General features: G+C 60.8%; 15 protein-coding genes and 2 tRNA genes. 10 read left to right on the top strand and 7 right to left on the bottom strand.

The features are described 5' to 3' along the window. Positions 1–231: 231 nt before the first annotated feature. From ilvC to HMPREF2765_RS05095, 3 genes are all read right to left on the bottom strand, one after another. On the bottom strand, positions 232–1,260 hold the full coding sequence (ilvC, locus tag HMPREF2765_RS05105; RefSeq protein WP_070593897.1) for a ketol-acid reductoisomerase: 1,029 nt from the start codon (positions 1,258–1,260) through the stop codon (positions 232–234). Positions 1,261–1,512: 252 nt separating this feature from the next. Continuing rightward, positions 1,513–2,013, bottom strand: a complete 501-nt coding sequence (gene ilvN, locus HMPREF2765_RS05100) for an acetolactate synthase small subunit (protein WP_070604524.1) — start codon at positions 2,011–2,013, stop codon at positions 1,513–1,515. Then, entirely contained in the window at positions 2,013–3,815 is a 1,803-nt protein-coding gene (locus tag HMPREF2765_RS05095) for an acetolactate synthase large subunit (RefSeq protein WP_049352919.1), read from the bottom strand. Before HMPREF2765_RS05095 ends, ilvN begins: the two co-directional genes overlap by 1 nt. A gap of 462 nt (positions 3,816–4,277) precedes the next feature. On the opposite strand from HMPREF2765_RS05095, the gene HMPREF2765_RS05090 reads away from it, so the two are divergent. Beyond that, positions 4,278–4,817 (top strand): hypothetical protein, encoded by a 540-nt coding sequence (locus HMPREF2765_RS05090; RefSeq protein ID WP_070604522.1) that lies wholly within the window; start codon positions 4,278–4,280, stop codon positions 4,815–4,817. Positions 4,818–5,273: 456 nt separating this feature from the next. Here HMPREF2765_RS05090 and HMPREF2765_RS05085 read toward each other — a convergent pair. Further along, a tRNA-Lys gene (locus HMPREF2765_RS05085) sits at positions 5,274–5,346 on the bottom strand. A gap of 219 nt (positions 5,347–5,565) precedes the next feature. Between HMPREF2765_RS05085 and bcp the strand changes: the two genes are divergently transcribed. The 8 genes from bcp (at position 5,566) to HMPREF2765_RS05045 (ending at position 15,171) form a co-directional block, all read left to right on the top strand. Then, positions 5,566–6,042 (top strand): thioredoxin-dependent thiol peroxidase, encoded by a 477-nt coding sequence (bcp, locus tag HMPREF2765_RS05080; RefSeq protein ID WP_070604521.1) that lies wholly within the window; start codon positions 5,566–5,568, stop codon positions 6,040–6,042. 200 nt (positions 6,043–6,242) lie between these two features. Then, positions 6,243–6,324: transfer RNA gene (locus tag HMPREF2765_RS05075), tRNA-Leu, on the top strand. A 149-nt stretch (positions 6,325–6,473) separates the two neighbouring features. Beyond that, positions 6,474–8,678 (top strand): ABC transporter substrate-binding protein, encoded by a 2,205-nt coding sequence (locus tag HMPREF2765_RS05070; RefSeq protein WP_070604519.1) that lies wholly within the window; start codon positions 6,474–6,476, stop codon positions 8,676–8,678. Between the two features lie 324 nt (positions 8,679–9,002). After that, positions 9,003–10,484, top strand: a complete 1,482-nt coding sequence (locus HMPREF2765_RS05065; RefSeq protein ID WP_049346475.1) for a malate:quinone oxidoreductase — start codon at positions 9,003–9,005, stop codon at positions 10,482–10,484. 261 nt (positions 10,485–10,745) lie between these two features. After that, entirely contained in the window at positions 10,746–12,137 is a 1,392-nt protein-coding gene (locus HMPREF2765_RS05060) for a YihY/virulence factor BrkB family protein (RefSeq protein ID WP_070604517.1), read from the top strand. 84 nt (positions 12,138–12,221) lie between these two features. Beyond that, complete coding sequence (locus tag HMPREF2765_RS05055; RefSeq protein ID WP_070604514.1) at positions 12,222–13,241, top strand: alpha/beta fold hydrolase; 1,020 nt, start codon at positions 12,222–12,224, stop codon at positions 13,239–13,241. Between the two features lie 184 nt (positions 13,242–13,425). Beyond that, positions 13,426–14,517, top strand: a complete 1,092-nt coding sequence (locus HMPREF2765_RS05050; RefSeq protein ID WP_049342155.1) for an S-(hydroxymethyl)mycothiol dehydrogenase — start codon at positions 13,426–13,428, stop codon at positions 14,515–14,517. Between the two features lie 9 nt (positions 14,518–14,526). Beyond that, positions 14,527–15,171, top strand: coding sequence for an MBL fold metallo-hydrolase (locus HMPREF2765_RS05045; RefSeq protein WP_070604512.1), 645 nt, complete (start codon positions 14,527–14,529; stop codon positions 15,169–15,171). A 133-nt stretch (positions 15,172–15,304) separates the two neighbouring features. On the opposite strand, the gene HMPREF2765_RS05040 is transcribed toward HMPREF2765_RS05045, so the two are convergent. From HMPREF2765_RS05040 to HMPREF2765_RS05030, 3 genes are all read right to left on the bottom strand, one after another. Beyond that, positions 15,305–16,897, bottom strand: coding sequence for an MFS transporter (locus HMPREF2765_RS05040; RefSeq protein ID WP_246824923.1), 1,593 nt, complete (start codon positions 16,895–16,897; stop codon positions 15,305–15,307). A gap of 62 nt (positions 16,898–16,959) precedes the next feature. Further along, positions 16,960–20,253, bottom strand: coding sequence for an AAA family ATPase (locus HMPREF2765_RS05035; protein ID WP_070604510.1), 3,294 nt, complete (start codon positions 20,251–20,253; stop codon positions 16,960–16,962). Continuing rightward, entirely contained in the window at positions 20,250–21,470 is a 1,221-nt protein-coding gene (locus HMPREF2765_RS05030) for an exonuclease SbcCD subunit D (RefSeq protein ID WP_246824922.1), read from the bottom strand. The genes HMPREF2765_RS05035 and HMPREF2765_RS05030 overlap by 4 nt, the downstream gene beginning before the upstream one ends. A 227-nt stretch (positions 21,471–21,697) precedes the next feature. Here HMPREF2765_RS05030 and HMPREF2765_RS05025 point away from each other — a divergent pair, with 227 nt between their 5' ends. Continuing rightward, a complete protein-coding gene (locus HMPREF2765_RS05025; protein ID WP_049342159.1) occupies positions 21,698–22,843 on the top strand; it encodes an ADP-ribosylglycohydrolase family protein in 1,146 nt (381 codons plus the stop codon). The last annotated feature ends 58 nt before the right edge of the window (positions 22,844–22,901 follow it).

Genomic DNA, 22,901 nt, shown 5'->3' with positions numbered 1-22,901 from the left:
GCCAATTGAGCTAGAGGCGCTTATTTGTTTTTCAGGGCTTCCCCTGCAACAAGTAAATACTATACGGCATTCTGCGGGCACCCGCAACTCGAGCGATCATGAACTGCATCACATATCTGATGGATGCTGCTGTTCAGCTTGAAACAGCAAGAATCCGGCGCCCACCTCCTCCCCTGTGCGGGATGAGAGGTGGAACGCCGGATTCTTAGAAAGCTATTGCTGAGCTACCGTTTAGCGAGCGACGGAACCTTCGGTGTAGTCGTCGTCTGCAGTGTTCCAGGAGAACAGCTCGCGCAGCTTGCGGCCGGTTGCCTCGATGGGGTGTGCCTCGCCCTTTGCGCGCAGTGCCTTGAACTCGGGTGCACCTGCAGCCTGGTCTTCCATGAAGCGCTTTGCGAAGTTGCCGTTCTGGATGTCTGCCAGGACAGCCTTCATGTTTTCCTTGACCTCGGGGGAGATCACGCGGGGGCCGGAGACGTAGTCGCCGTACTCTGCGGTGTCGGAGATGGACCAACGCTGCTTAGCGATGCCGCCCTCGATCATCAGGTCAACGATGAGCTTGAGCTCGTGCAGCACCTCGAAGTATGCGATTTCGGGCTGGTAGCCAGCCTCGGTCAGGACCTCGAAGCCGTACTGGACGAGCTGGGAGGTGGCGCCGCAGAGGACTGCCTGCTCGCCGAACAGGTCGGACTCGGTCTCTTCGGTAAAGGTGGTCTTGATGACGCCTGCGCGGGTTGCACCCAGTGCCTTTGCGTAGGACAGTGCCAGTGCGAGTGCTTCGCCGGATGCGTCCTTCTCGACTGCGACCAGGGCGGGAACGCCGCGGCCTGCTTCGTATTCGCGGCGGACGGTGTGGCCGGGGCCCTTGGGGGCGACCATTGCCACGTCGACACCCTCGGGTGCGGTGATGTAGCCGAAGCGGATGTTGAAGCCGTGTGCGAAGAACAGTGCGTTGCCGGGCTTGAGGTTCGGCTCGATGCTCTCTGCGTAGACCTTTGCCTGGACCTGGTCCGGGGTCAGGATCATGATGACGTCTGCTTCTGCTGCTGCTTCTGCAACGGTTGCGACGCGCAGGCCTTCTGCCTCAGCCTTGGCGCGGGACTTGGAGCCCTCGGACAGACCGACGATGACCTTCACGCCGGAGTCACGCAGGTTCAGTGCGTGTGCGTGGCCCTGGGAGCCGTAGCCGATAACTGCTACGGTGCGACCCTGGATCAGGGAGAGGTCTGCGTCGTCGTTGTAGAAAATGGTTGCTGCCATTTCTTCTCCTCAGTAAGTTTGATATGCGGCCCAGGCTGGGCTCAACATTGACTATTCTACTTGATAGATGTTTAGTTGCGGGCTGTCGAGAGCACTTCTCAGCATCTGAAGTATCCGGAAGGTCTGTGAGCCCATAGGGTCGGGTATCGCATCGCTGCCGGTTTTCCCGGTTGTGGCGGTGCGATACCCGTTGCTATCCCCAGCTGGTGCGGGGTTGGTGTGGCACCCTGGCAGGTGTTAGATGCGCTCGCGCTAGATACGTTCGCTCATGGCGCGGGGGCCACGAGTGAGAGCGATAGTGCCGGCGCGAACAATTTCGCGAACGCCGTAGGGTTCGAGAACGTCCAGCAGTGCGTTGAGCTTCTCCTGGGAGCCGGTTGCCTCGATGACAAGGGACTCGGGGGAAACGTCGATCACGGATGCGCGGAACAGGTCAGCTGCCTGAACGATCTGCAGGCGGACTACGGGGTCTGCCTTGACCTTGATCAGGATGTGGTCGCGCTGGGTGGAGGAGTCGGCGGGAAGCTCGACGACCTTCAGCACGTGAACAAGCTTGTTCAGCTGCTTGGTGATTTGCTCGATGGTGTGGGCGTCACCCTCGGTCACGACGGTGATGCGGGAAACACCGGGGTTTTCGGTGGGGCCCACAGCCAGGGAGAGGATGTTGAACAGTCGGCGGGAGAACAGACCGGAGACGCGGGTGAGAACGCCCGGCTTATCTTCTACCAGAACGGACAGAGTGTGCTGAGACATTAGTTCTCTCCCTCACGATCGAACTCAGGCGAAGTGTTCTTCGCAATCCAAATCTTGTCATTAGATACGCCTGCCGGGACCATGGGCCAGACCAGGGCGTGGGGGCTGACGGTGAAGTCAATGACGACGGGGCGGTCGTTGATTTCGAGGGCAGCCTTGATGGTTGCGTCCACGTCTTCGTCGCGTTCGCAGCGGAAGGTTGCGCAGCCGTATGCTTCGCCGAGCTTGACGAAGTCGGGGATGCGTACGGTGCCGTGGCCGTCCTTCAGGTCGGTGTTGGAGTAGCGCTCGTTGTAGAACAGGGTCTGCCACTGGCGCACCATGCCGAGGGAGGAGTTGTTGATGATGGCAACCTTGACGGGGATGTTGTTCTGTGCACAGGTGACCAGTTCCTGGTTGGTCATCTGGAAGCAGCCGTCACCGTCGATGATCCACACGGTGGAGTCGGGGTGTGCAACCTTTGCACCCATGCCGGCGGGTACGCCGTAGCCCATGGTGCCGAGGCCTGCGGAGCTGATGAAGTGGCGGGGGCTTTCCTGCTGGATGTAGTGTGCACCCCACATCTGGTGCTGGCCAACGCCGGTGACATAGTATGCGTCGGGGCCGGTGAGGGCGCTGATGCGCTCGAGAACGTACTCGGGCGAGCCGAGGCCATCGTTGGGCTTCTCGTAGCCGAGCGGGTAGTCCTTGCGGATGACGTTCAGCTCGTTCCACCATTCGGTGAGGTTCGGCAGCTGGTCTGCGAACTCGGTGGAGAGCAGGTCGGTCAGCTCGGGCAGGACGTACTTGAGGTCGCCGACGATCGGCACGTCTGCGAAGCGGATCTTCGAGATTTCTGCCGGGTCAACGTCAATGTGGATGACCTTAGCCTCGGGTGCGAAGGAGTCGAGCTTACCGGTGACGCGGTCGTCAAAGCGTGCGCCGAGGGTAATCAGCAGGTCAGACTTCTGCATTGCGGCGACGGCGGGGACGGTGCCGTGCATGCCGGGCATGCCGAGGTTCTGGGGGTCAGAGTCGGGGAACGCGCCGATTGCGTTGAGGGTGGTGACGACGGGTGCGCCGATGAGCTTAGCCAGCTTGTGGAACTCTTCGGAGGCACCGGAGCGTACCAGGCCACCGCCGACGTAGAAGACGGGGTGCTTGGATTCGGTGATGAACTTTGCAGCTTCGTGAATCTGCTTGGAGTGGCCGCGGGTGACGGGGGTGTAGCCGCGCAGCTCCAGGTCTTCGGGGATGCCGCGGTATTCCATCATGCCGACCTGTGCGTCCTTGGTGACGTCCACGAGCACGGGGCCGGGGCGGCCGGTGGATGCAATGTGGAATGCTGCAGCCAGTGCGCGGGGGATGTCCTGCGGGTCGGTGATCATGAAGGAGTGCTTGGAGATGGGCATCGCCATGCCGACGATGTCAGCTTCCTGGAATGCGTCAGAGCCGAGCAGCGCGGTGGACACCTGGCCGGTGATTGCGACGAGGGGGACGGAGTCCATGTTTGCGTCTGCGATTGCGGTCAGCAGGTTGGTTGCGCCGGGGCCGGAGGTTGCGATGCACACGCCGGTCTTACCGCTGGACACTGCGTAGCCCTGGGCTGCGTGGCCTGCGCCCTGCTCGTGGCGGACCAGGATGTGGCGGACCTTCTTGGAGTCGTACAGGGGGTCATAGGTCGGCAGAATAGCTCCACCAGGCAGGCCGAATACGTCAGTCACACCCAGGTCTTCGAGGGTGCGGACGATTGCCTGAGAACCGGTCATGCGTTCTGCGGGAGCGTTTGCCGCGTCATCAGAAGTGGAAAATCCCATGGTCATGGAAATGCCTCGTGTCTTAATGGTTCTTCGTTGTACTCAATGTTCTGCGTGGGTGTTGTGTGATCCGCACGCATCCTATGCCCGGGGGTACCAAGCTATAAAAAATGCCCCTCGCTGTTGGTGGTAGCGGTAGGGGCGCTCAGTCGCAGTGAATTGACCCTGCCACTCGCCCTAGGCGACGTCGACAAGGTTTAGAATTCGCTGGTACATTGCTGTCTTCACCCTTCTATGGTGAAGCCCGGGGCGGGGGTGAGTCAAATCTCTATGGGGTGTCGTGGTGGTTTTTACATGGAAACCCCCTAGTCAACCTTCTTCTTTCATGATGTGGACACATTGCACTTGTTTACACATTCCCACGTATTCATTTGAACAGGTGAGAAAAACTCGCATTTTTGGACGTCATGGCGCGTAATATGCGCGAATACTCGTGACCTTCGTTGGTTGCCCCGGTAGACTGAAACTATGACCGAACCGATCATCCCGGTCGCTGATGAGCTGACCGAAGCAAGTAAGTACGCAGAGGTTGTTGACCCCCGTAACTCTGTTGAGAGTGACGTGTTTTTGACGGGTGAGGAACTCATTCGGGTTCTGCACCCGGTTTTTGACGAGCAGATTATTAATTACGGTGCATACAATTTGGTGTATGCGACGGGCCGTGCGGTTTACCGTAATCCTGATTTGGCGTTGCATCAGTCTCCTGATCAGGGGCATTTTATTGTTGGGTATCAGGATGCGCCTGATGAGGTGATTATTGCTCCGGTGAATTTGCCGGCATTGACGCCTGCGGGTACGGCGACGACGATTGATAATACGAATGCTCTGCATGCGTATCGTGTGGGTGATGATGCGGTGACAATCGAGTCGGTGAATGGTAGCTCATTCTTCTTGTCTTTTGAGGATAATGCTGAGCTTTCGACTCGCTTTGGCACTGGACTTTTGGAGCAGGGTAAGGATGTGGAGGATTTCCGCGAGTTTGTGACGCGGATTTGGCCGGTCCTGTAGCCTTATGACTTTTTGAAATGATTGCCCGCTGCTGTCTTGTGACGGTGGCGGGCTTTCGTGTCCCCACACCCAACCATCAGGTAACAGGCTAAACCGCGACAGCCCTCCCCCGTCCCAGTTCGCTAGGCACGGGGCGCACACGAAACCCCCGCGCACCTGCCGAAACCCCGGCGGGACCGTAGCACACCCCGAATACCGATACGCGCAGAGGTGCATATATCCCCTGCCGCAGCACCAGGTAACCAAGCAAGGAAAGACGGTATCGCCCGTAGTGACATCAGGGTGTCCGAAGCGAAGCGAGGACGGGTCCCCTGTAGGAACGAGGGCGAATACCGCTTTCCAAGCAGTCGCATCAGGAGCAAAGAGGATAATATGCACCTCAAGCCAAAATCTATAAAATTCAGGGAACGCAAAAGTCCCGCCGATTCCGAAGAATCAGCGGGATTTTCTTTGAAGTGCGCCCCCTGGGACTCGAACCCAGAACCCATTGATTAAGAGTCAATTGCTCTGCCAATTGAGCTAGAGGCGCTTATTTGTTTCAAGGTTTCCCTTGCAACAGAAAAATACTATACGCGAGTTTTTGTGGTGTGTGCAAGTTGATTTAGAGTGAGCCTGGACACATTGTTTGGGTGGGGTGTGTGGGACACTAGACTGTGTGTATTGCATGGGGCGCGTCCGCCCTTGGTACTGTGTGGGGCGCATCCGCCGCTCCCCTGCTGATCTCTATTGATGTTTTGAGGAGTTATTGATGAGCGTTCGTCTTGAGCCGGGCACCCCGGCGCCTGCTTTTACCCTTGCTGATGCGTCGGGTAAGGAGCACAGTCTGAGTGATTATGCGGGTAACAAGGTGATTTTGTATTTTTACCCGAAGGCTTCGACTCCGGGTTGCACGAAGGAGGCGTGCGATTTCCGCGATAATTTGGCGTCGTTGAAGTCGTTGGGTTACGTGGTGTTGGGTGTTTCTCCGGACTCGCCGGCGGCTATTGCTCGTTTTGTGGAGAAGGAGTCGTTGACGTTCCCGCTGCTGTCTGATGCTGATCATGCGGTGGCTGAGGCGTATGGTGCGTGGGGTGAGAAGAAGAATTACGGCAGGGTGTATGAGGGTCTGATTCGTTCGACGTTTGTGATTGATGAGCAGGGTGTTGTTGCTTTGGCTCAGTACAATGTGCGTGCGACGGGTCATGTGGCTAAGCTGCGTCGTGATTTGGGTATTGACCCGAAGTAGGGTCGTGTTTTCTGTGCTCGGGTAGCGCGAGGGGCGGCGGCGCTGTGTAGCACCTCCGTGTGGGGGTTGCTGTGCGGCGTGTTTGCGGACTTTTTGCCCTATGGGGGCTGCTTTTAAGGCTTGGAGAACCTTGGTTCCTGGTGTACACTAATTTTTTGTTGCCTCAGACGCATGCATCTTCGGATGTGGGGTGACACTGCGCGCGAGTGGTGAAATTGGCAGACACGCAGGATTTAGGTTCCTGTGCCTTATGGCGTGGGGGTTCAAGTCCCCCCTCGCGCACACACATTCACATTGGGCCCGCCGTCACGGTTTTCGTGGCGGCGGGTTCTCTTGTATGTACCTTGCCGGGGTGGGTGCGTCTCGCCCGGTTGGGTGTTGAACCGTTATCCTGAGAGATAAGCATCCGCGACGGAAGAGAGGACCCTCCCGTGCAGCATCAGCCTTATGCATCGTCAGCTGTTGGCAGTTCTGATGCGCTGCTGCGAGCCACTGCCGGCTCGAGTGGCTTGAGTCGACGCGCCGTTTTGCGTTTTGGCGCGCTTTTTAGTGCTGGTTTGGCGCTTTCTGCGTGTTCTGGTCAGTCTTCTGCTGGTTCGTCGGCTGGTTCTTCGGCGAGTGCGAGCGCGTCGTCTGCTGATGCGCGTCGTGTGTTCCGTTTTGCGCAGGGTGCTGCTCCGTTGGGTTTGGATCCGGCGTTGTTTCCTGTGGCGAGTACATATCAGGTGACGGCGCAGGTTTTGCAGACTTTGTTGGTGGCGAATCATTACACGGGTGATCCTGAGGTTCAGGATTCTTTGTGTAGTGCGTGGACGGTTTCTGATGACCGTTTGGTGCATACGTTTGTGTTGCGTGAGGCGCATTTTAGTAACGGTGCTGCGTTGACTGCGGATGCTGTGGTGCAGAATTTCCAGAGGTGGCAGGCGTTGGCTACGGGTGAGGGTACTGCTGCTTTGGCGGTGCCTGCTCAGCCTTTGTTTGCGTGGGGTTTTGGTGTGCCGAAGCCGGGTTCTTCTGATCCGTCGGCGGTGGAGCCTGCGCCGGTTCAGGCGTCTCCGTCGGGTGCGACGACTCCGTCAGCAAGTGCTTCCCCGTCTGCTTCTGCGAGTGCTTCTGAGACCGCCTCCCCGAGCACTTCCCCGTCGGCTTCTGCTTCTTCTGATGCCGCTACCCCGAGCGCCTCTGCGAGCGCTTCTGATGCTGCACATCCGGGCGATAAGAAGACCAGCAAGAAGGCGGATGCTCAGTCGTCTGCGGTGCAGTCGTTCTTGCCGCTGGTTTCGTCGGTGGTGGCGAAGGGTAACTCTGTGGTGGTGACGCTGTCGCGTCCTTCTCTGGCGTTCCCGCGTATTTTGACGCAGCAGGCGTTTGGCATTATTGATCCTTCGCTTTTTGGTGCGGATCAGAAGCTGACGGGTAACCCGGTGGGTACGGGTGCGTTCCATGTGGAGTCGTTCGAGGCTGGCACGGTTCGCTTGCTGAAGAATACCCATTTTGATGGTCAGGCACCTGAGCTGGATGAGATTCAGATTTCGACCCTCACTTCGTCGGATAAGCGTTATTTTGCGCTGATGCAGGGTCATATTGATGCGTGTGATCAGGTGAATTCGTCTGATCTGGGTCAGTTGGCGCGTGATGGTTATCAGACGCCGGGCCGTGACCCGTTCTCGCTGGTGTATTTGGGCTTGAATACGGCGCATCCGGTATTGAAGAATATTTCGGTGCGTCGCGCTATTTCGCATGCTGTGGATCGCGGTGCACTACGTCAGTATTATCCGCAGGGCACCTCGGATGCGCAGACGCTGATTTCGCCGTCGTTCCGTATTAAGGCTGATGATGCGAAGGATTACACGGACCGCAATCAGGATATGGCGCGCTCGCTGTTGGCGACTGCTGGGTACGACAATCAGGTGATTGAGTGCTACTACCCTGCTGACGTTTCTCTGCCGTGGATGGATACTCCTCAGAAGGTGTATTCGGAGATGGTGGCTTCGCTGATTGAGGTGGGTTTGAATATTAAGCCGGTGCCTCTGCCGTGGGCTGAGTATCTGCCGAAGAGCCGCGAGGTTTCTTCTGAACGCGGTATTACGCTGGCCGGTTTCTACGGCATGTACCGTGACCCGTACGCATTCTTTGGCCCGGTGTTGGCGCCGCTGATTGCTGAGCATCAGGTGCGTTCGTTGATTGCGAATGCGCCGTCGGATATGACGACTGGTTTGACGAAGAAGAGTTCTGATGTGCCGTCGTCGGGTGGTGCGAATTCGAATGTGCGGATTTCTGCGACTCCGAGCCCGCAGCCGAGTTATTCGCCGGACCCGTTGACGCCTGAGGAGGAGGCTTCGGCTTCTGCTTCGCCGAGCCCGTCGGCGTCGCCTTCGCCGCAGCCTACTGCTGTGGCGGTTGCGCCGTCGCCTCGTTTTACGGAGATTTTGGAGGCGATTCGTACCGCGGATTCTGCCGATTCGGTGGATTCGCAGCGCGAGTTGTATGCGAAGGTTGTGTCTCAGCTGGGTCAGTTCATGCCGGCGGTTCCGTTGCTGAATGTGACGTCGAAGGTGGCGGTGAGCCGTGAGGTTCAGGGCTATCAGACGGAGCAGAATGCGATTGAGCTGTTCGGTAAGCTGCGCAAGTCGTAGCCTGCGTTTTTAGCTTTTGCGGAAAGGGGTGCATCCCGATTGGGGTGCGCCCCTTTCGCCGTGTTTGGGGCTTTCGTGGGGCTTTCGGTGAGCGGGTGGGCGGGTATTTCTGGAGCTGCTTTCGGGTTGTTGCCGGCGGGTGTAGCAAATGCATGCGATTACGGGTCTTTTCGACCCTAAGAGATTTATTGATATGAACTGCAACACTCTCTCTCGTTTTGTGGATTCTGACTATGCCAACCCCACTAAAAGGGGTAGGCTAGATGATGTACCCCACATTCACTGTGCCCAGGCCGGGCACCCGCACCCCTAAGGGAGAATTCAGTGGTAGCACGTACTGAACGAACCGACGTCGTCCTGGTCGGCGGCGGCATCATGAGCGCCACCCTCGGCGTGTTCCTCAAGGAACTCGAACCGACCTGGAATATTATCCTGCTCGAACGCCTCGACAAGGCCGCTCAGGAATCCTCCAATCCCTGGAACAACGCAGGTACCGGCCACTCGGCGCTGTGCGAACTCAACTACGCACCCGCTGGCCCCGACGGCACCGTCTCGGCAGCTAAGGCGCTGAACATTAACGAGCAGTTCCAGATTTCCCGCCAGTTCTGGGCTTCCCTGGTTGAAGAGAAGATTCTGGGCAATGCAGACTTCATCAACCCGGTTCCCCACATGTCCCTGGTCTTCGGTGAGGATCACTCCAAGTACCTGGCTGCACGCTACGATTCCTTCCGCAAGGAGAAGCTCTTCGAGCGCATGCAGTTCTCCACCGACCGCGGCAAGATCGCTGAGTGGGCTCCGCTGACCGTCAACGGTCGCAAGGGTAACGACCCCATTGCTGCGACCTGGTCCCCCGAAGGTACCGACGTTGACTTCGGCGCCCTCACCCAGCAGATGATTGACCACCTGCAGACCAAGGGCGTTGAGGTTCGCTACGGCTACCAGGTCACCAACCTGAACCGCGAGTCCAACGGCTCCTGGACCATTGACGCTATCAACCGCATCAACAAGGAAGAGCCGCTGACCATCAACGCGAAGTTCGTCTTCCTGGGTGCCGGCGGTGGCGCTCTGCACCTGCTGCAGAAGTCCGGCATTGAAGAGGGTAAGGGCTACGGCGGCTTCCCCGTCTCCGGCCTGTTCCTGCGCAACACCCACGAGGCAACCGCAAACCAGCACAACGCTAAGGTGTACGGTCAGGCTTCGGTGGGCGCACCTCCCATGTCCGTGCCGCACCTGGACACCCGCTACGTGGACGGCAAGCGCGCCCTCATGTTCGGCCCCTACGCAGGTTTCAAGACCAACTTCCTGAAGCAGGGCTCCCTGCTGGATCTGCCGCTGTCCCTGCGCCCGCACAACATCTACCCGATGACCCGCGCAGGCATCGACAACCTGTCCCTGGTTAAGTACCTGCTCTCCGAGCTGGTCAAGGACAAGAACGCACGCCTCGAGTCGCTGTACCAGTACTATCCCGAGGCTGTTGGCGGCGAGTGGGAGCTCATCGAGGCTGGCCAGCGCGTTCAGATTATGAAGAAGGACGCGAAGAAGGGCGGCATCCTGCAGTTCGGTACCGAGGTTGTCTCCGCAGCGGACGGCTCCATCGCGGCTTTGCTGGGTGCATCCCCCGGTGCTTCCACCGCGGCTCCGATTATGCTGAACCTGCTGGCTAAGTGCTTCCCCTCCAAGATTGCCGGTTGGGAGCCTCGCCTGAAGGAGCTCATCCCCGGTTACGGTGTGAAGCTCAACGATAACCACGACCTGGCTGATGAGCTGATGGCTCACACCGCTAAGGTTCTGGGTATTCACAACTAGTTTTCAGTTAGGCTCAGCAGGTAGCTTTATACCCTAGCTGACAAGCCTTTTTTGAGGCTTTTCGGGGCGGTTACCCTCTCTAACTGACCGACAGGTCAGCTATCTGCACTCGCAGAAAAATGCGGGAGGGTTAGAAAACCCTATAATGTCACCGCAGGGGCGGGAAGGACAGCTCATTGTTCTCCTCGCCCCTTCTGTGCGCCCACACACTGAAGCTCATAGGCGCACCACTGTGTACACCCCATCATTCAAGGAGCCCCATTGGCTGCACACACCGGCTCTTCCACGGACACCTCCTCAACCCAGGTACCCGCCGGAGCTCGACGCGGACTCTTCTCCCGCAAGCAGAAGCCCGCTGACCCCAAGTACGTCAGCGTCAAGCTGCGCGACTTCCCCAAGGGCAGCATCCTCTACATTCTGCGCCGTGCCATCTACAAATTCGGCGCAAACGGCGGCACCGACATGGCGGCAGCACTCACCTACTTCACCGTGCTGTCCATCTTCCCCGCCCTGCTGGCAATCGTCTCCCTACTGGGCGTATTCGGTCACGGTGAGGAAAGCGCCGCGGTCATCCTCGCCTTCCTCAAGGACAACGCGCCCGCCCAGATGTACGCCATTCTGGAAGACCCCATCAAGCAGATTACAGGCGACCATGGCGCAGGCCTGGTGCTGTTGACCGGTATCCTCAGTGCGCTCTGGTCCGCCTCCGGGTACACCGGATCCTTCGGCCGAGCTCTCAACACGGTCTACAACGTGCGTGAAGGCCGCCCCGGCTGGATTCTCAAGCCGCTGAACGTCTTCGTCACCGCCGTGATTATCATCCTCGTGGTACTCATGATGCTCATGATGCTGCTGGGTGTAACCGTCCTGGACATGGTCGGTCAGTACGTGCCCGCGACCGTCGACATGGAGCTCATCAAGCTCATCTGGCTGAACGGCCGCTGGGTGCTGATTCTGTTCATGGCAATCGCCCTGATCACTCTACTCTACGCCGCCACCCCGAACGTGCGCCGCTTCAAACAGTGGAAACTCTCCCCCGGTGCGGCGCTCGCCCTCTTCGGCATGGGCCTGGGCGGTTTCGGCTTCACCCTCTACGCCAACAACTTCAGCAAGTACAACGCCACCTACGGCCTGATCGGTGGTGTGATTGTGATGCTGCTGTTCATCTGGATCATGAACAATATGCTTCTCTTCGGCGCGCATCTGGACGCCGAAATCATGCTCATGCGCCAGATTATCGCTGGCGATGACGACCACGGCCACCTGAAGGTGCAGCCGCGCAGCACCTCCGCATCGCGTGCACTGAAGGCACGCCAGGAACGCCTCATGTCCGCCGGACGCGAATTGCAGCAGCAGGCGGCAGGCCAGGGCATGCTCCCCAAGCCGAAGGGCCCCTCCATTGCGGATCGCGTGCAGAAGGCGGTGGACACTAACACCACCATGATTCGCACGTTCATTGCCGACGGCAAGGAACGACTCGACAACGGCAAGGAACAGTTGCAGAAGAAGCAGGCGAAGGCTGATACCGCCGAGGCTCAGGCTTCTGAGGCAACCGCGGCGAAGGCAGAAGCGAGCGCAAAGGCTGAACCTCAGCAGGAGGCGCTCTTCGACCTGGGCACCGATAACTCAACCGGTGCGGCCAAGAAGAACTAAGCGGTAGCTCAGCTGAGCGCGTACCGCCTCAACCTTTCAAAGGGCGCAGGACAGAAACCCTGCGCTGGTCACTAAGATAGAACTATGACCAGTGCAGAATTCTCTCCCGCGCCCTTTGCCGTACCCAATGCTGTTGTACCAGGCACTACCCTGCCCGACCTCGAGTACACCCTCTACCAGCCGCAGCAGCTCAAAAGCCGCGTCCCCGCCCTCATGCTTCACGGCTTCGCCACCCGCGGCGAACAGCTCTACGGCGGCACCAGCTGGATCCGCCAATACCTGCGCGCCGGATACCCCGTGCTGATTGTTACCCTGCCCTACCACTCAGACGAATACCTCAAAGACCCCGAATCCATGCACGCCGTCGACTGCAAACTCCCCGACAACACGAGCGTGCGCAGCCGCACAATTCCGTTCGATTCGGTGCCCCCTGTCGATGCGGCAGGTCAGCCGCTGACCCCCATGCACCTGTTCACCAACCTGCTCGCCCAGCTGCTGCGCACCGTCGCCACCGAGAACGACCTCGGCGTTGAACTGGAGCCCCGCGCGCACGTTATTGGCTTCTCCTTCGGCGCCCGCGTCGGCTGGGAACTCGCCCTCACCCACCCGGAGGCAGTCGCATCCCTCACCCTGGGCGGCCTGCCCCTACACGACCACCTCATTACCCTGCGCGCCATGCTCGAAGCGCACGAGGGAACCAGCGCCTCCGCGAGTGCAGAAACCCCGGCGGCAGACTCCACCGACGAGGCGATTGCCTCCTTCACCTCGATTATTGACAACTCCCCCATTCAACCCGACGCGCTGCTGAAGTTCGTGAGGATTCCCTTCGGCCCGTTCTTCGACGTGCCCGCCCTGCGTGCCGGATCCCCGGATTTGCCGGCGGGCCACCCGGGCGCGCATCCGCGCGTACCCGTTGCGGTGGTACTCGGTGACGCGGACACCATCGCCGCCGACGGAGCGGAACTCTACGACATGGTGCGCGGCAACAATCCGCTTAACCGCTTCATCTCCCTGCCCGGCCGCGATCACGTGAACGCACTGACCTCGGGCGCGTTCCGACGCGGCGCGCTCGCCTTCGCAGCAGAGGTGGAGGCGGCAGAGTAAGTAGCCGCAGGCTACGCGGGTTCCGGGCGGGTTGAGTTACAACGTCATAAAACGTCACATTCACCTGGGGGCTTCACGCTCAGCCCCGGGGTGCATCAGGTATGCCTTAGCTCTTAGAATGGGAACGTATCAAAAAACCTTTATCTGCGGTTGAACCTCAGCCGCGCCTCAGCAAAGGAGCACCATGCACAAGGTTAAGGCTGTCGTAGCCCTCGCCCAGGACGCGCCCGTCACCGTCACCACCATCAACGTACCCGACCCCGGCAAGGGAGAAGCACTCGTCAAGGTCCTCACCTGCGGTGTCTGCCAGACCGATCACCACTACGTCACCGGCGGCGTCGGCCAGGACTTCCCCTACCTGCTCGGCCACGAGTCCGCAGGTATCGTTGAGGCTGTCGGCGATGACGTCACCGACATCGCCCCCGGCGACCTGGTCATCCTCAACTGGCGTGCCGTCTGCGGCGAATGCCGCGCATGCCGCAAGGGCCAGCCGCAGTACTGCTTCGCAACCCACAACGCAACCCAGAAGATGACCCTCGAGGACGGTACCGAACTCACCCCCGCACTGGGTATCGGCTCCTTCGCGGAGAAGACCCTCGTCGCAGCTGGCCAGTGCACCAAGATCACCGCTGACATCAGCCCCGAACAGTACGCAGCCATCGGTCTGCTCGGTTGCGGCGTCACCGCAGGTCTGGGCGCTGTGCTGAACACCGGTGAACTCAAGCGCGGCGAATCCGTCGCAGTCATCGGCTGCGGCGGCGTCGGCACCGCAGCAATCGCAGGCGCACAGCTCGGTGGCGCAACCACCATCATCGCCGTCGACGTCGACGAAGAGAAGCTGGCACGCGCACGCGAGCACGGCGCAACCCACACCGTGAACTCCTCCAAGGTCGACCCCGTTGAGGCTATCAAGGAACTCACCGGCGGCTTCGGTGCAGACCTCGTCATTGACGCTGTCGGCGTCGCCCCCACCTTCAAGCAGGCATTCGAGGCACGCGACCTGGCAGGCCGCGTCGTCCTCGTCGGCGTGCCCGCACCCGGCGCCACCTGGGACATCCCGCTGGATGAGGTCTTCGGCCGCGGCGGCTCCATCAAGAGCGCATGGTACGGCGACACCCTGCCCTCCCGCGACTTCCCCGAGTTCGTGGACCAGTACCTGCTCGGCCGCCTCGACCTGGACAGCTTCGTCTCCGAGCGCATCCGCCTCGAAGACGTCAACGAAGCATTCGAAACCATGAAGACCGGCCGCGTGCTGCGCTCGGTCGTGGAACTCTAGGACCGTAGCGTGGAACGTATTGAACGAGTCGTCACCTCCGGCACCTTCTCGCTGGACGGCGGCTGCTGGGATGTTGACAACAACGTCTGGATTATCGGCAATGACTCCTCCGTGATCATCATTGACCCCGCCCACGACGTTGACAAGATCTCCCGCACCGTCGCAGGCCGCACCGTGGAGAAGATTCTGCTGACCCACGCCCACGACGACCACATCCGCAGCGCAAAGGAGGCGGCAGAACGCTTCGGCGCACCCGTCTACCTGAACCCCGCAGACCGTGTGCTCTGGGAAATGGTGTACCCCTCCTGGGACTTCGACCACGAACTGGCTGACGGCGATGTAGTGCGCATCGGCGACACCGAGCTGAAGGTCCTCGCCACCCCCGGCCACTCCCCCGGCTCCGTGTGCTTCTACGCGCCCACCCTCAGCTGGGAGAACAGCGAAGGCGTCGTCTTCTCCGGCGACACCCTCTTCAACGGCGGCCCCGGCGCCACCGGACGCTCCTACAGCGACTTCGACACCATCATCGAGTCGATCTCGACCCGCCTGCTGACCCTGCCCGAGTCCACCGCGGTCCTCACCGGCCACGGCGACAGCACCGGCATCGGCCTGGAAACACCCGAGCTTCCGGCATGGATCAAGCGCGGTCACTAAACTGTAGCCTCACGCTGAGGCTCTCACACTGAGGTTCTCAGGCCGAGGTTCACCACAAACCGAGCACGGTACGCAAAAGGCGGATGCCCCACCACCTGCAGAAGGTGGCGGGGCATCCGCCTTTAAACATGCGCTAACGACGTTCCAACTGATCCCAAGGAGTCAGCTGCTCCTCATGCTCCTCACGCCACAGGTAGCCGTACAAATGACCCAACGCAAAATACAGCGTCGCAATAATCACCGGCACCATAAACGCATTACGGTAATACGGAGCGTCACCCATATAGCCGCCCCACATACTACCCATCGCAAGACCAATACCCAGCATCGAGCGGGTAAAGAAGCTCGCCTGCGCATCAGGAATATGCTTGAGCGAACGGTTCAGCCACAGCTCATGACCGCCAAACGCCACACCCAGCACCGCACCACACAGCACCAACGCATAGAAAATCGTGGACGTATCATCACTCGCCGGCAAATACAGGGCACCCATAATCAGCAGAACGCCGCTCACCAACCAACCATGCCACGGGTTCACCGAACGGGCACCCAAAACCACGGGGAAAGACACAAGCACCATCGCGCCGGTACCGGTCGCAACCATCGCCATGAACAGGTTCATCGAACCGTGAATCAGCGAGAAGCCCAGCAGACCCGAACCGACCGCGCCCATACACGCACCCAGCAGCACCAGACCAAGAATCAACACCACCGTCTGCTTATTCGGACGGACCAGATTCTTCGGCGGAGACATGCGAATACGCGAAATATCCGGCAGCCACATCGGCGCGGCCAGAACCACAATGAACAGTAGCGCATCCAGAATCATCGTGATCCAGAAGCCCGCATACTCATGATTCGGGGTGAGGTACGCATCGCCCAGCCGCACCAGCAGAGCAGCCAGCGGGTACATCGACAGGTTCGCCGTCGTCCCCCAAGAAACAGCTGTCGACAAGCGAACATCACTGTACTTATAGTTGCGGCGGTACAGCGACTCCAACGCAAACGGCGTCCACGGCGGAGTCGTAAAACCCATCGCCACGCAAGAGAGCGCATGGTATGTCGTACTCACGTTATTCGGGTCAACCGTCAAACGCCAACCAATGACCAGCATATTCAGCACCGCAGCAATATTCAGCACCGACGTAATCGCCAGCAACGCCCTCAAACCCAGGGCACGCACCAGCATCGGGCCGAGCATAATCTGCACCGAATACGCGCCAGCAAACGCCGCCACCGCATAGCCGCCATCATGCACACTACCCAGGTGGCTCGCCAACAGAATATACAGCGCAAACGCCGAAGAAGCCGCCGGAATATGGAACAGAATCGTCAACACATTACGGGCAAAGCCCTCATCACGGAGCACACCGCGCAGATGGTAACGCTGCTCCTTACCGTTACGCAGGAACAACGCCCAATGCTGACGCAAAATATCCGGCACCGAGGCGTTCGTATTAACCTCATCCGCAGTAGGAACCGGTCGCGGCGGCAACTCCTGCAACACGTGGTCGTTACTGCGCACCACATCCGTCAAGGACGTACCCGGAACCGTTGGAATACCCGTGCCCGAAGCACACGACTTATCCGGCGAATCGGAGGCGGGTGCCACCTTCATGGTGCGCGGAGGAACCTCCGGCGCGGATGCGTTAGCGCGCGCATCAGCCGAAGGTTCCACACGATACGTTGAGTTCGGGTCCCTGTCCTGAGGTGTCGAGGTCATCATCTCTTTCACGAATAAGCCGCCGGACATGCCACAATAGCAGCCCGGAAGCGAATTTATGCCTACTAGGAGTTTACCCTCACCGACGAGCCGTTCTGACCCTTTTCAACCACAATCTGGGCGGGAATACGGTTCTTCATCTCCTCCACATGCGAAATCAGGCCAATAGTGCGGCCGCTATCACGCAGAGATTCGATCGTGCCCATCACCATGTCCAAGGTTTCGGCGTCCAACGTGCCAAAACCCTCATCAATGAACAGGGTATCCAGCTCGATACCGCCGTTATTCGCCTGCACAACCTCAGCCAGACCCAACGCCAACGACAGCGACGCCAAGAACGACTCACCACCGGACAGCGACGACGCCTCACGCGGCTCGCCCGTCCAGGTGTCGGTAATCTCCAGGTTCAGGCCGCCGCCGGAACGGCTACCCTTCGCACGGTGATCGCTGAACACCATGCCGTAGCGGCCCTCACTCATGCGATCCAGGTGCAGTGACGCCGAGTGCAGAATCCGCTCAAACTCGGCACCCAGCACGTAACTCACCAGGTCAACCTGGTGCTCATAGCCGCCCAGCGTGTCACCGCGGGCAGCCGCCGCCAGGTTCGCCAACATCTGCGCACGGTCATAACGCTGCGCCGTCTTCGCACGGAACGCCGCATACTCGCCACGCAGCACATGCAAAGAACGCAGCATGCTCTCCCGCTCACCCTCACGAAGAGTCAAACGGTGCGCCGCCGCACGCAACTGCTCAACCTGCTCACGCACACCCTGCAGATCATCCGGCGCCTGCTCACCAGCGGCGGCACGCGCCGCCACCGCAACAATCGCCTCACGACCAAAGCCCTCAAGGAGGCGGGCATGCTCCAACTCATACGCGGCAACAGCCTGCTCCAGGGCATCAACACGCTCGGGGGTGCGCACCGCCGCCTGCACCAGCTCAGCGCTCTCAAACGAAGACTCAGCCAGCAAACGCTCAGCCTGCGCCGCCGCCAAAGCATGACGCTCACGCGCCTGCCCCAACAGCAACACTGCACGAGCAAGACGCTGATGCGCCACACGGTAACCCTCAACAGCCTCAACACGTTGCGCAAAACCCACCGCTGCACGAGCAGGCGCCAACTCAGCCGCAGCCGCCTCACAGCGCGCCGCAGCATCACGGTGACGAGTCTGAGCCTCAACCGCCGCGCTCTCGATGGTGCGTAGCGCCTCCTGAGCCTTCTGCTGCTCGGCACGCACCCGCTCAACCTTCACCAGCACGCCGTCACGCGCGGTCACGCGCGACTGAGCCTGCGCGAGGCGGGTCTGCGCCTGCTGCAGCTGGGCGGCAGTCTGCTCAACATCGCACTCGCCCTGAGCCACCAGGGTCTCGTACTGGGTGCGGGCGGCGGCAAGCGCCTCGGAGGCTTCCTGATGTGCCTTGGTCGCCCGATCCTTAGCCAGTTCGTGGGTACGCGCCTGCTTGTGTGCCTTGTCTTCACGCTCCTTGGCGGCGTCCAGGTCGGCACGCTCAACCAGCTGCTCGCCCTCGGCAATCCGCGCCGGAGCGGGGTGCTCCACTGAACCGCAGACCGCGCAGGGTTCGCCGTCCTTGAGCTCACGCGCCAGCAGAGACGAGGCCTGGGCGAGGCGCAGCACCTGCAGGTTCTTGAACTCCTCCGTGGCGGCGAGCGCCTGCTGAGCCGAAGCCTGCCACTTTTCCTGCGCCTTCTGCTCGGCGGTGGCGGTGCGCTTGCTCTGCTTCTGGGCCGCAGCAACCGCGGCGGAGGCGGCATCCAGCTTCTGCTGCATCTGCTGGGCTGCATCGTGCTTCTGCTGCGCCTCGGTGACCAGGTGCGCGGCGAGGGTACGCTCCTCGTCGGCGGTGCTGTAGCCGGCGAGTTCTTCGGCGAGCTGCTCGGCCTGGGCGGTGAGGTCGTTCAGCGTCTTTTCGGCACGCGACTTGTCCTTCTCGAGGGCGTTAGCCTGCTTCAGCAGGGCGGCTGCGGCGGCTTCCTCGTCGGTCAGCTGCGCGTCCTTCTTCTGCAGGGCGCGCAGGGTGTCAAGGAGCGCCTCGAGCTGGGTTTCCTGCTCGGCGGGCTCGAAATCCGGGAGTGCGGCGAAGGTGGTCTCTTCGGGGAAGATGACCTCTGCCGAGGTTTCCTCATCGCGGAGTGCCGCAAGCAGGGCGCGACCAGTCTCATCCAGCGCGGATGCACAGGCCGCCTGCTCCTGCTGGCGGGCGGCGAGCGCCTGCGATTCGGCATGGACCTGCGCGTACTGTGCGTGCAGGGGCGCGGCGGCACGTGCCTGCGCCAGCTCTTCACGCTGCGCCTTGTGCTCGTCGGCGCGTACGGTCAGGCGGGTGCGGCGCTCGCAGAGCTGCTCGTATTCGCGCCAGTCGGCCTGCAGCTGGGCGCGTTCGGCGAGCAGGCGGGTGTTCCGGTCGGCTTCGTCGGTGAGGCGCTGCTGCTCCTGCTTTTCGCGTGCGGAGGTTTCGCGGGCGCGTTCTACTCCGCCGGCGACCCATGCGTCGAGGGTTTCGGCAGTGACATTCTCGGCAGTGACGCTCTCAGCGGTGAGCTGTTCGGAAGTCTCCGCCTCCACAGGGTCTTCGGTAGCGGAGCCCTCCCCTGCAGCATCTTCAGCGTCCGGATCCGCAACATCCAGTAGCGCCTGCAGGGCGAGCATTTCTACGCGGGCACGTTCAAGGTAGCCGCGCTGGGTGTTTTCGTCCTGGGCGACTTCCTGCTGGGCGGTTTTCGCTTCTTCGGTGAGTGCGGCGAAGAGCTGTTCGTAGTGTTCGACGGGGAACATCTTTTTGAGCAGTTCTTTGCGTTCTTTGGGCTTGGACTTGAGGAATTGCGCGAACTGACCCTGCGGCAGGAGTACGACTTTGAGGAATTGTTCTTTGGTCAGGTGGGTGCGTTCGGCGATGGTGCGGTTGACTTCGGCGACGCTGCTGGAGATGGGGGTCCAGGCTTTTTCGTCGGAGGGGTCGGCGCCGGGTGCGAGTTCGGCGAGGGTTGCTTTGGCGCTTTCTTCGCGCATCTGGCCTTTGCGGGCGCCGCGGGTGATGGGTTTGTTGTAGGCGGGGGTGCGGTCGATGCGCAGGCGCTTGCCGTGGAGGGTCACGTCGAGTAGCACGCGCGGTTTGGTGCCGCTGTGTGCCGCGTAGGTGGAGTGCAGTTTGGCGGATTCGCGGTCGCTACTGGTTTCGCCGTAGAGGGCGTAGCAGATGGCGTCAAGGATGGTGGTTTTACCGGCACCGGTGGGGCCGTTGAGCAGGAATACGCCGGCGTTGTTGAGGGTGTCGAAGTTAATTTCTTGGCGCTTGGGGTATGCCATGAAGGCTTCGAATTCGAGGCTGTGCAGGATCATGCGTTGTCCTTGTGGCTTTTGATGTGGTCGCTGAGGGTGGTGATGACGTCGCGTTCTTCGCTGGTGAGGGGGCGGTTGCGTACGTATTGGTGGAATTGGTCGAAGGTTTCGACGGGGTCGGCGTCGCGGGTGGGCGGTGCGGCGGTGGGTTTGTCGGTGGCGGGTTGGGTGCTGCGGTAGCTGAAGTGGGAGATGGTTTCGTAGCGGCTGCGCAGGCGGTCGACGGCGCCGACGGGTAGGGTTTCGTCGGTGAGTTCGATGCGGCAGTAGTAGCCCTGCTCGTAGGGGCTGTTTTCTGGGGCGTTGAGTAGCTGCTCCATGGTGCCGCGCAGGGTTTTCATGTGTACACGGGTTGCCCATTCGTGGCTGCTGATGGTGGGTTCTTCGCCGGGGTTGAGTTCGATGAGGTAGGCGCCGTTGCGGTTGTGTTCTTCGCTGAATGAGAAGCCGAGCGGGGAGCCGCTGTAGCGGATGGTGTGGGTGACGGGGTAGCGCTTGTGGATGTGGCCGAGGGCTACGTAGTCGAAGCCGTCGAAGAGGGAGGCGGGTACCCAGTCGATACCGCCGACGCTGATGTCGCGTTCGGAGTCGCTGCGGGGTGTGGTGTCTGCGCTGCCGGCAATGTCACTGCCGGTGGTGTCGCTGACTGTTGCGTGGCTCATGACGATGATGCGGTCGGCGCCTGCGCCGCGGGCGCGTCGTTCTGCGGCGTCGGCGCGGATGGCGTCGGTGACGGCGCCGAGGACGGCGTGGTGGGTGGGGTCTACGCCGAGGGCGGTGGCGTGGAGGCGCGGCGCGAGGTAGGGGATGGCGTAGACGTGTACGCGCAAGGTGCCGTCGGTGAGTTCGACGGGGCGGGTAGCGTCTTCGAGGCTGGTGCGCAGGTGCACGCCGGAGGCTTCGAAGAAGGCGGCGCCGTAGCTGAGGCGGCGGAAGGAGTCGTGGTTGCCGGAGCTGAGGATGACTCGCACGCCGGCGCGCATGAGGCGGGTGAGTGCTTGGTCGAGCAGGGTGGTGCTTTCGGCGGTGGGGATGGTGCTGTCGTAGACGTCGCCGCTGATGAGGAGAGTATCGATGCCTTCGGCGTGCACGTATTCGAGCAGTTCGTCGATGAACTGCTGGTGTTCGCGGGTGAGGGGGCTGCGGTGGAAGGTGCGGCCGAGGTGCCAGTCGGAGGTGTGCAGAATCTTCATGGTTTCAGTATGGCACTGCGTCATGTTTTGCGCCTCGCAGTTCGTCATTCAGGGGTCGGAACCCACCACTGCGTAGGTGCTCATGCGGAGCGGGGGCTCCGTCCTCAAGGCGCCCCAGCGCCGCAGAGGGGGCACTCCCCCGCGAGCATGAGCACGAAGCCGCCTGCTACATCTCCCCTCCCGCAAGCATGAGCACGAAGCCGCCCGATACATCCCCCGCGCATCCTGAACGCACATGGGATAATCGCCCTATGAGTTTTTCTTCTGTTGAGTTCACACGTGCACCTGAGGTTTCGGCTGAGTTTGCGGGCAGGGTGCGCAGTTTGTTGCGTGCGTCTGCGTTGGGTGATGCGCTGGGTTATCCGTTGGAGTTGTTGTCGGCTGAGCAGATTGCGGAGAGTGCCCCTAAGCCGTGGGATTCGGCGTTTGGTGAGCTGCTGGTCAGTGATGATACGCAGCTGACGTGTTTCACGCTGGACGCTTTGACTGAGGTTTTGGAGTGGAATAATGAGGGCGCGGCGGCGGATGAGTTGGCGTGTTTGTGGTTGGCGTATTTGCGGTGGTTCCGCGGTATTGGTGAGGTTCTGCCGGAGTCTGCGCCGTTTTCGTTGGATCGTGAGATTGATGGTTCGTCGGAGTTGACGGCTCGTCGTGGTCCGGGTGCGGCGACGTTGCGGGCGTTGGGTTCGGGTGAGATGCAGTTGGTGTCGAAGTCGTTGAATCCTGATGCTTTGGGTAGTGGTGCGTTGGTGCGTTCGGCGGCGTTGGGTGTGTTGCCGGTGGCGCAGGAGCGGACGGTGGTTTTGTTGGCGGTGCGTGCAGCGGCGTTGACGCATGGGCATCCGGAGGCGTTGGCTTCGGCGGCGGCGTATGCGTTGTTGGTTCGTGACCTGTTGGCATCCCCGTCCGGCTCGTTTGATGCGTTGCTGGAGGCGGCGCGCCGTGTGCTTGACTGGTGTGGCACGGTGGGCGCGGATGATTCGATGCCGGGTGATGCTGCGCGTACGGCGGCGGCGCTGAGTCGTGCCCTCGAGCTGCTGGAGGGCGGTACGGTGCCGGTTCCGGAGGCTGTGGCGGAGCATTTTGGTACGGGTTGGACGGCGCCTGAGCTGTTGGGTGTGGCTCTCTGGTGCGCGGCGGATGCTGTGAAAAGTCTGTCGGCTGATGCTGATGATGCGACGGTGCGTGGTGCCCTGTTTGAGGGGTTGTGCCGTGCGGTGTCGGTGGATTCGGATTCGGATTCGGTGGGTGCGATGACGGCGGCGTTGTGGGCGGCGGCTGGTTTCCCGGTGGGTGGCGATGAGGCTGATGCGTGGTCGGAGGCGCTGGGTCGTGTGCGTGGTTTGGATCAGGTGGAGGCGGTGGCGGACCGCTATCTGCGCCAGCTGAGCCTGTAGCGGCGCTGAACCTCAACGGCGCAGCGGACATGCGTAATGGCGGAGGCCCCATCCTCAA

It is taken from the genome of Rothia sp. HMSC062H08, from assembly GCF_001810775.1.
In the GTDB taxonomy this organism is placed as follows: domain Bacteria; phylum Actinomycetota; class Actinomycetes; order Actinomycetales; family Micrococcaceae; genus Rothia.
This window is presented reverse-complemented; position numbering and strand designations above follow the sequence as displayed.

Coding starts and splice junctions, on each gene's coding strand:
- HMPREF2765_RS05030 (WP_246824922.1), bottom strand. CDS start 21,470: ATGACGCAGTGCCATACTGAAACCATGAAGATTCTGCACACCTCCGAC.
- HMPREF2765_RS05095 (WP_049352919.1), bottom strand. CDS start 3,815: ATGACCATGGGATTTTCCACTTCTGATGACGCGGCAAACGCTCCCGCA.
- HMPREF2765_RS05050 (WP_049342155.1), top strand. CDS start 13,426: ATGCACAAGGTTAAGGCTGTCGTAGCCCTCGCCCAGGACGCGCCCGTC.
- ilvC (WP_070593897.1), bottom strand. CDS start 1,260: ATGGCAGCAACCATTTTCTACAACGACGACGCAGACCTCTCCCTGATC.
- HMPREF2765_RS05090 (WP_070604522.1), top strand. CDS start 4,278: ATGACCGAACCGATCATCCCGGTCGCTGATGAGCTGACCGAAGCAAGT.
- HMPREF2765_RS05035 (WP_070604510.1), bottom strand. CDS start 20,253: ATGATCCTGCACAGCCTCGAATTCGAAGCCTTCATGGCATACCCCAAG.
- HMPREF2765_RS05040 (WP_246824923.1), bottom strand. CDS start 16,897: ATGATGACCTCGACACCTCAGGACAGGGACCCGAACTCAACGTATCGT.
- ilvN (WP_070604524.1), bottom strand. CDS start 2,013: ATGTCTCAGCACACTCTGTCCGTTCTGGTAGAAGATAAGCCGGGCGTT.
- HMPREF2765_RS05055 (WP_070604514.1), top strand. CDS start 12,222: ATGACCAGTGCAGAATTCTCTCCCGCGCCCTTTGCCGTACCCAATGCT.
- HMPREF2765_RS05025 (WP_049342159.1), top strand. CDS start 21,698: ATGAGTTTTTCTTCTGTTGAGTTCACACGTGCACCTGAGGTTTCGGCT.
- bcp (WP_070604521.1), top strand. CDS start 5,566: ATGAGCGTTCGTCTTGAGCCGGGCACCCCGGCGCCTGCTTTTACCCTT.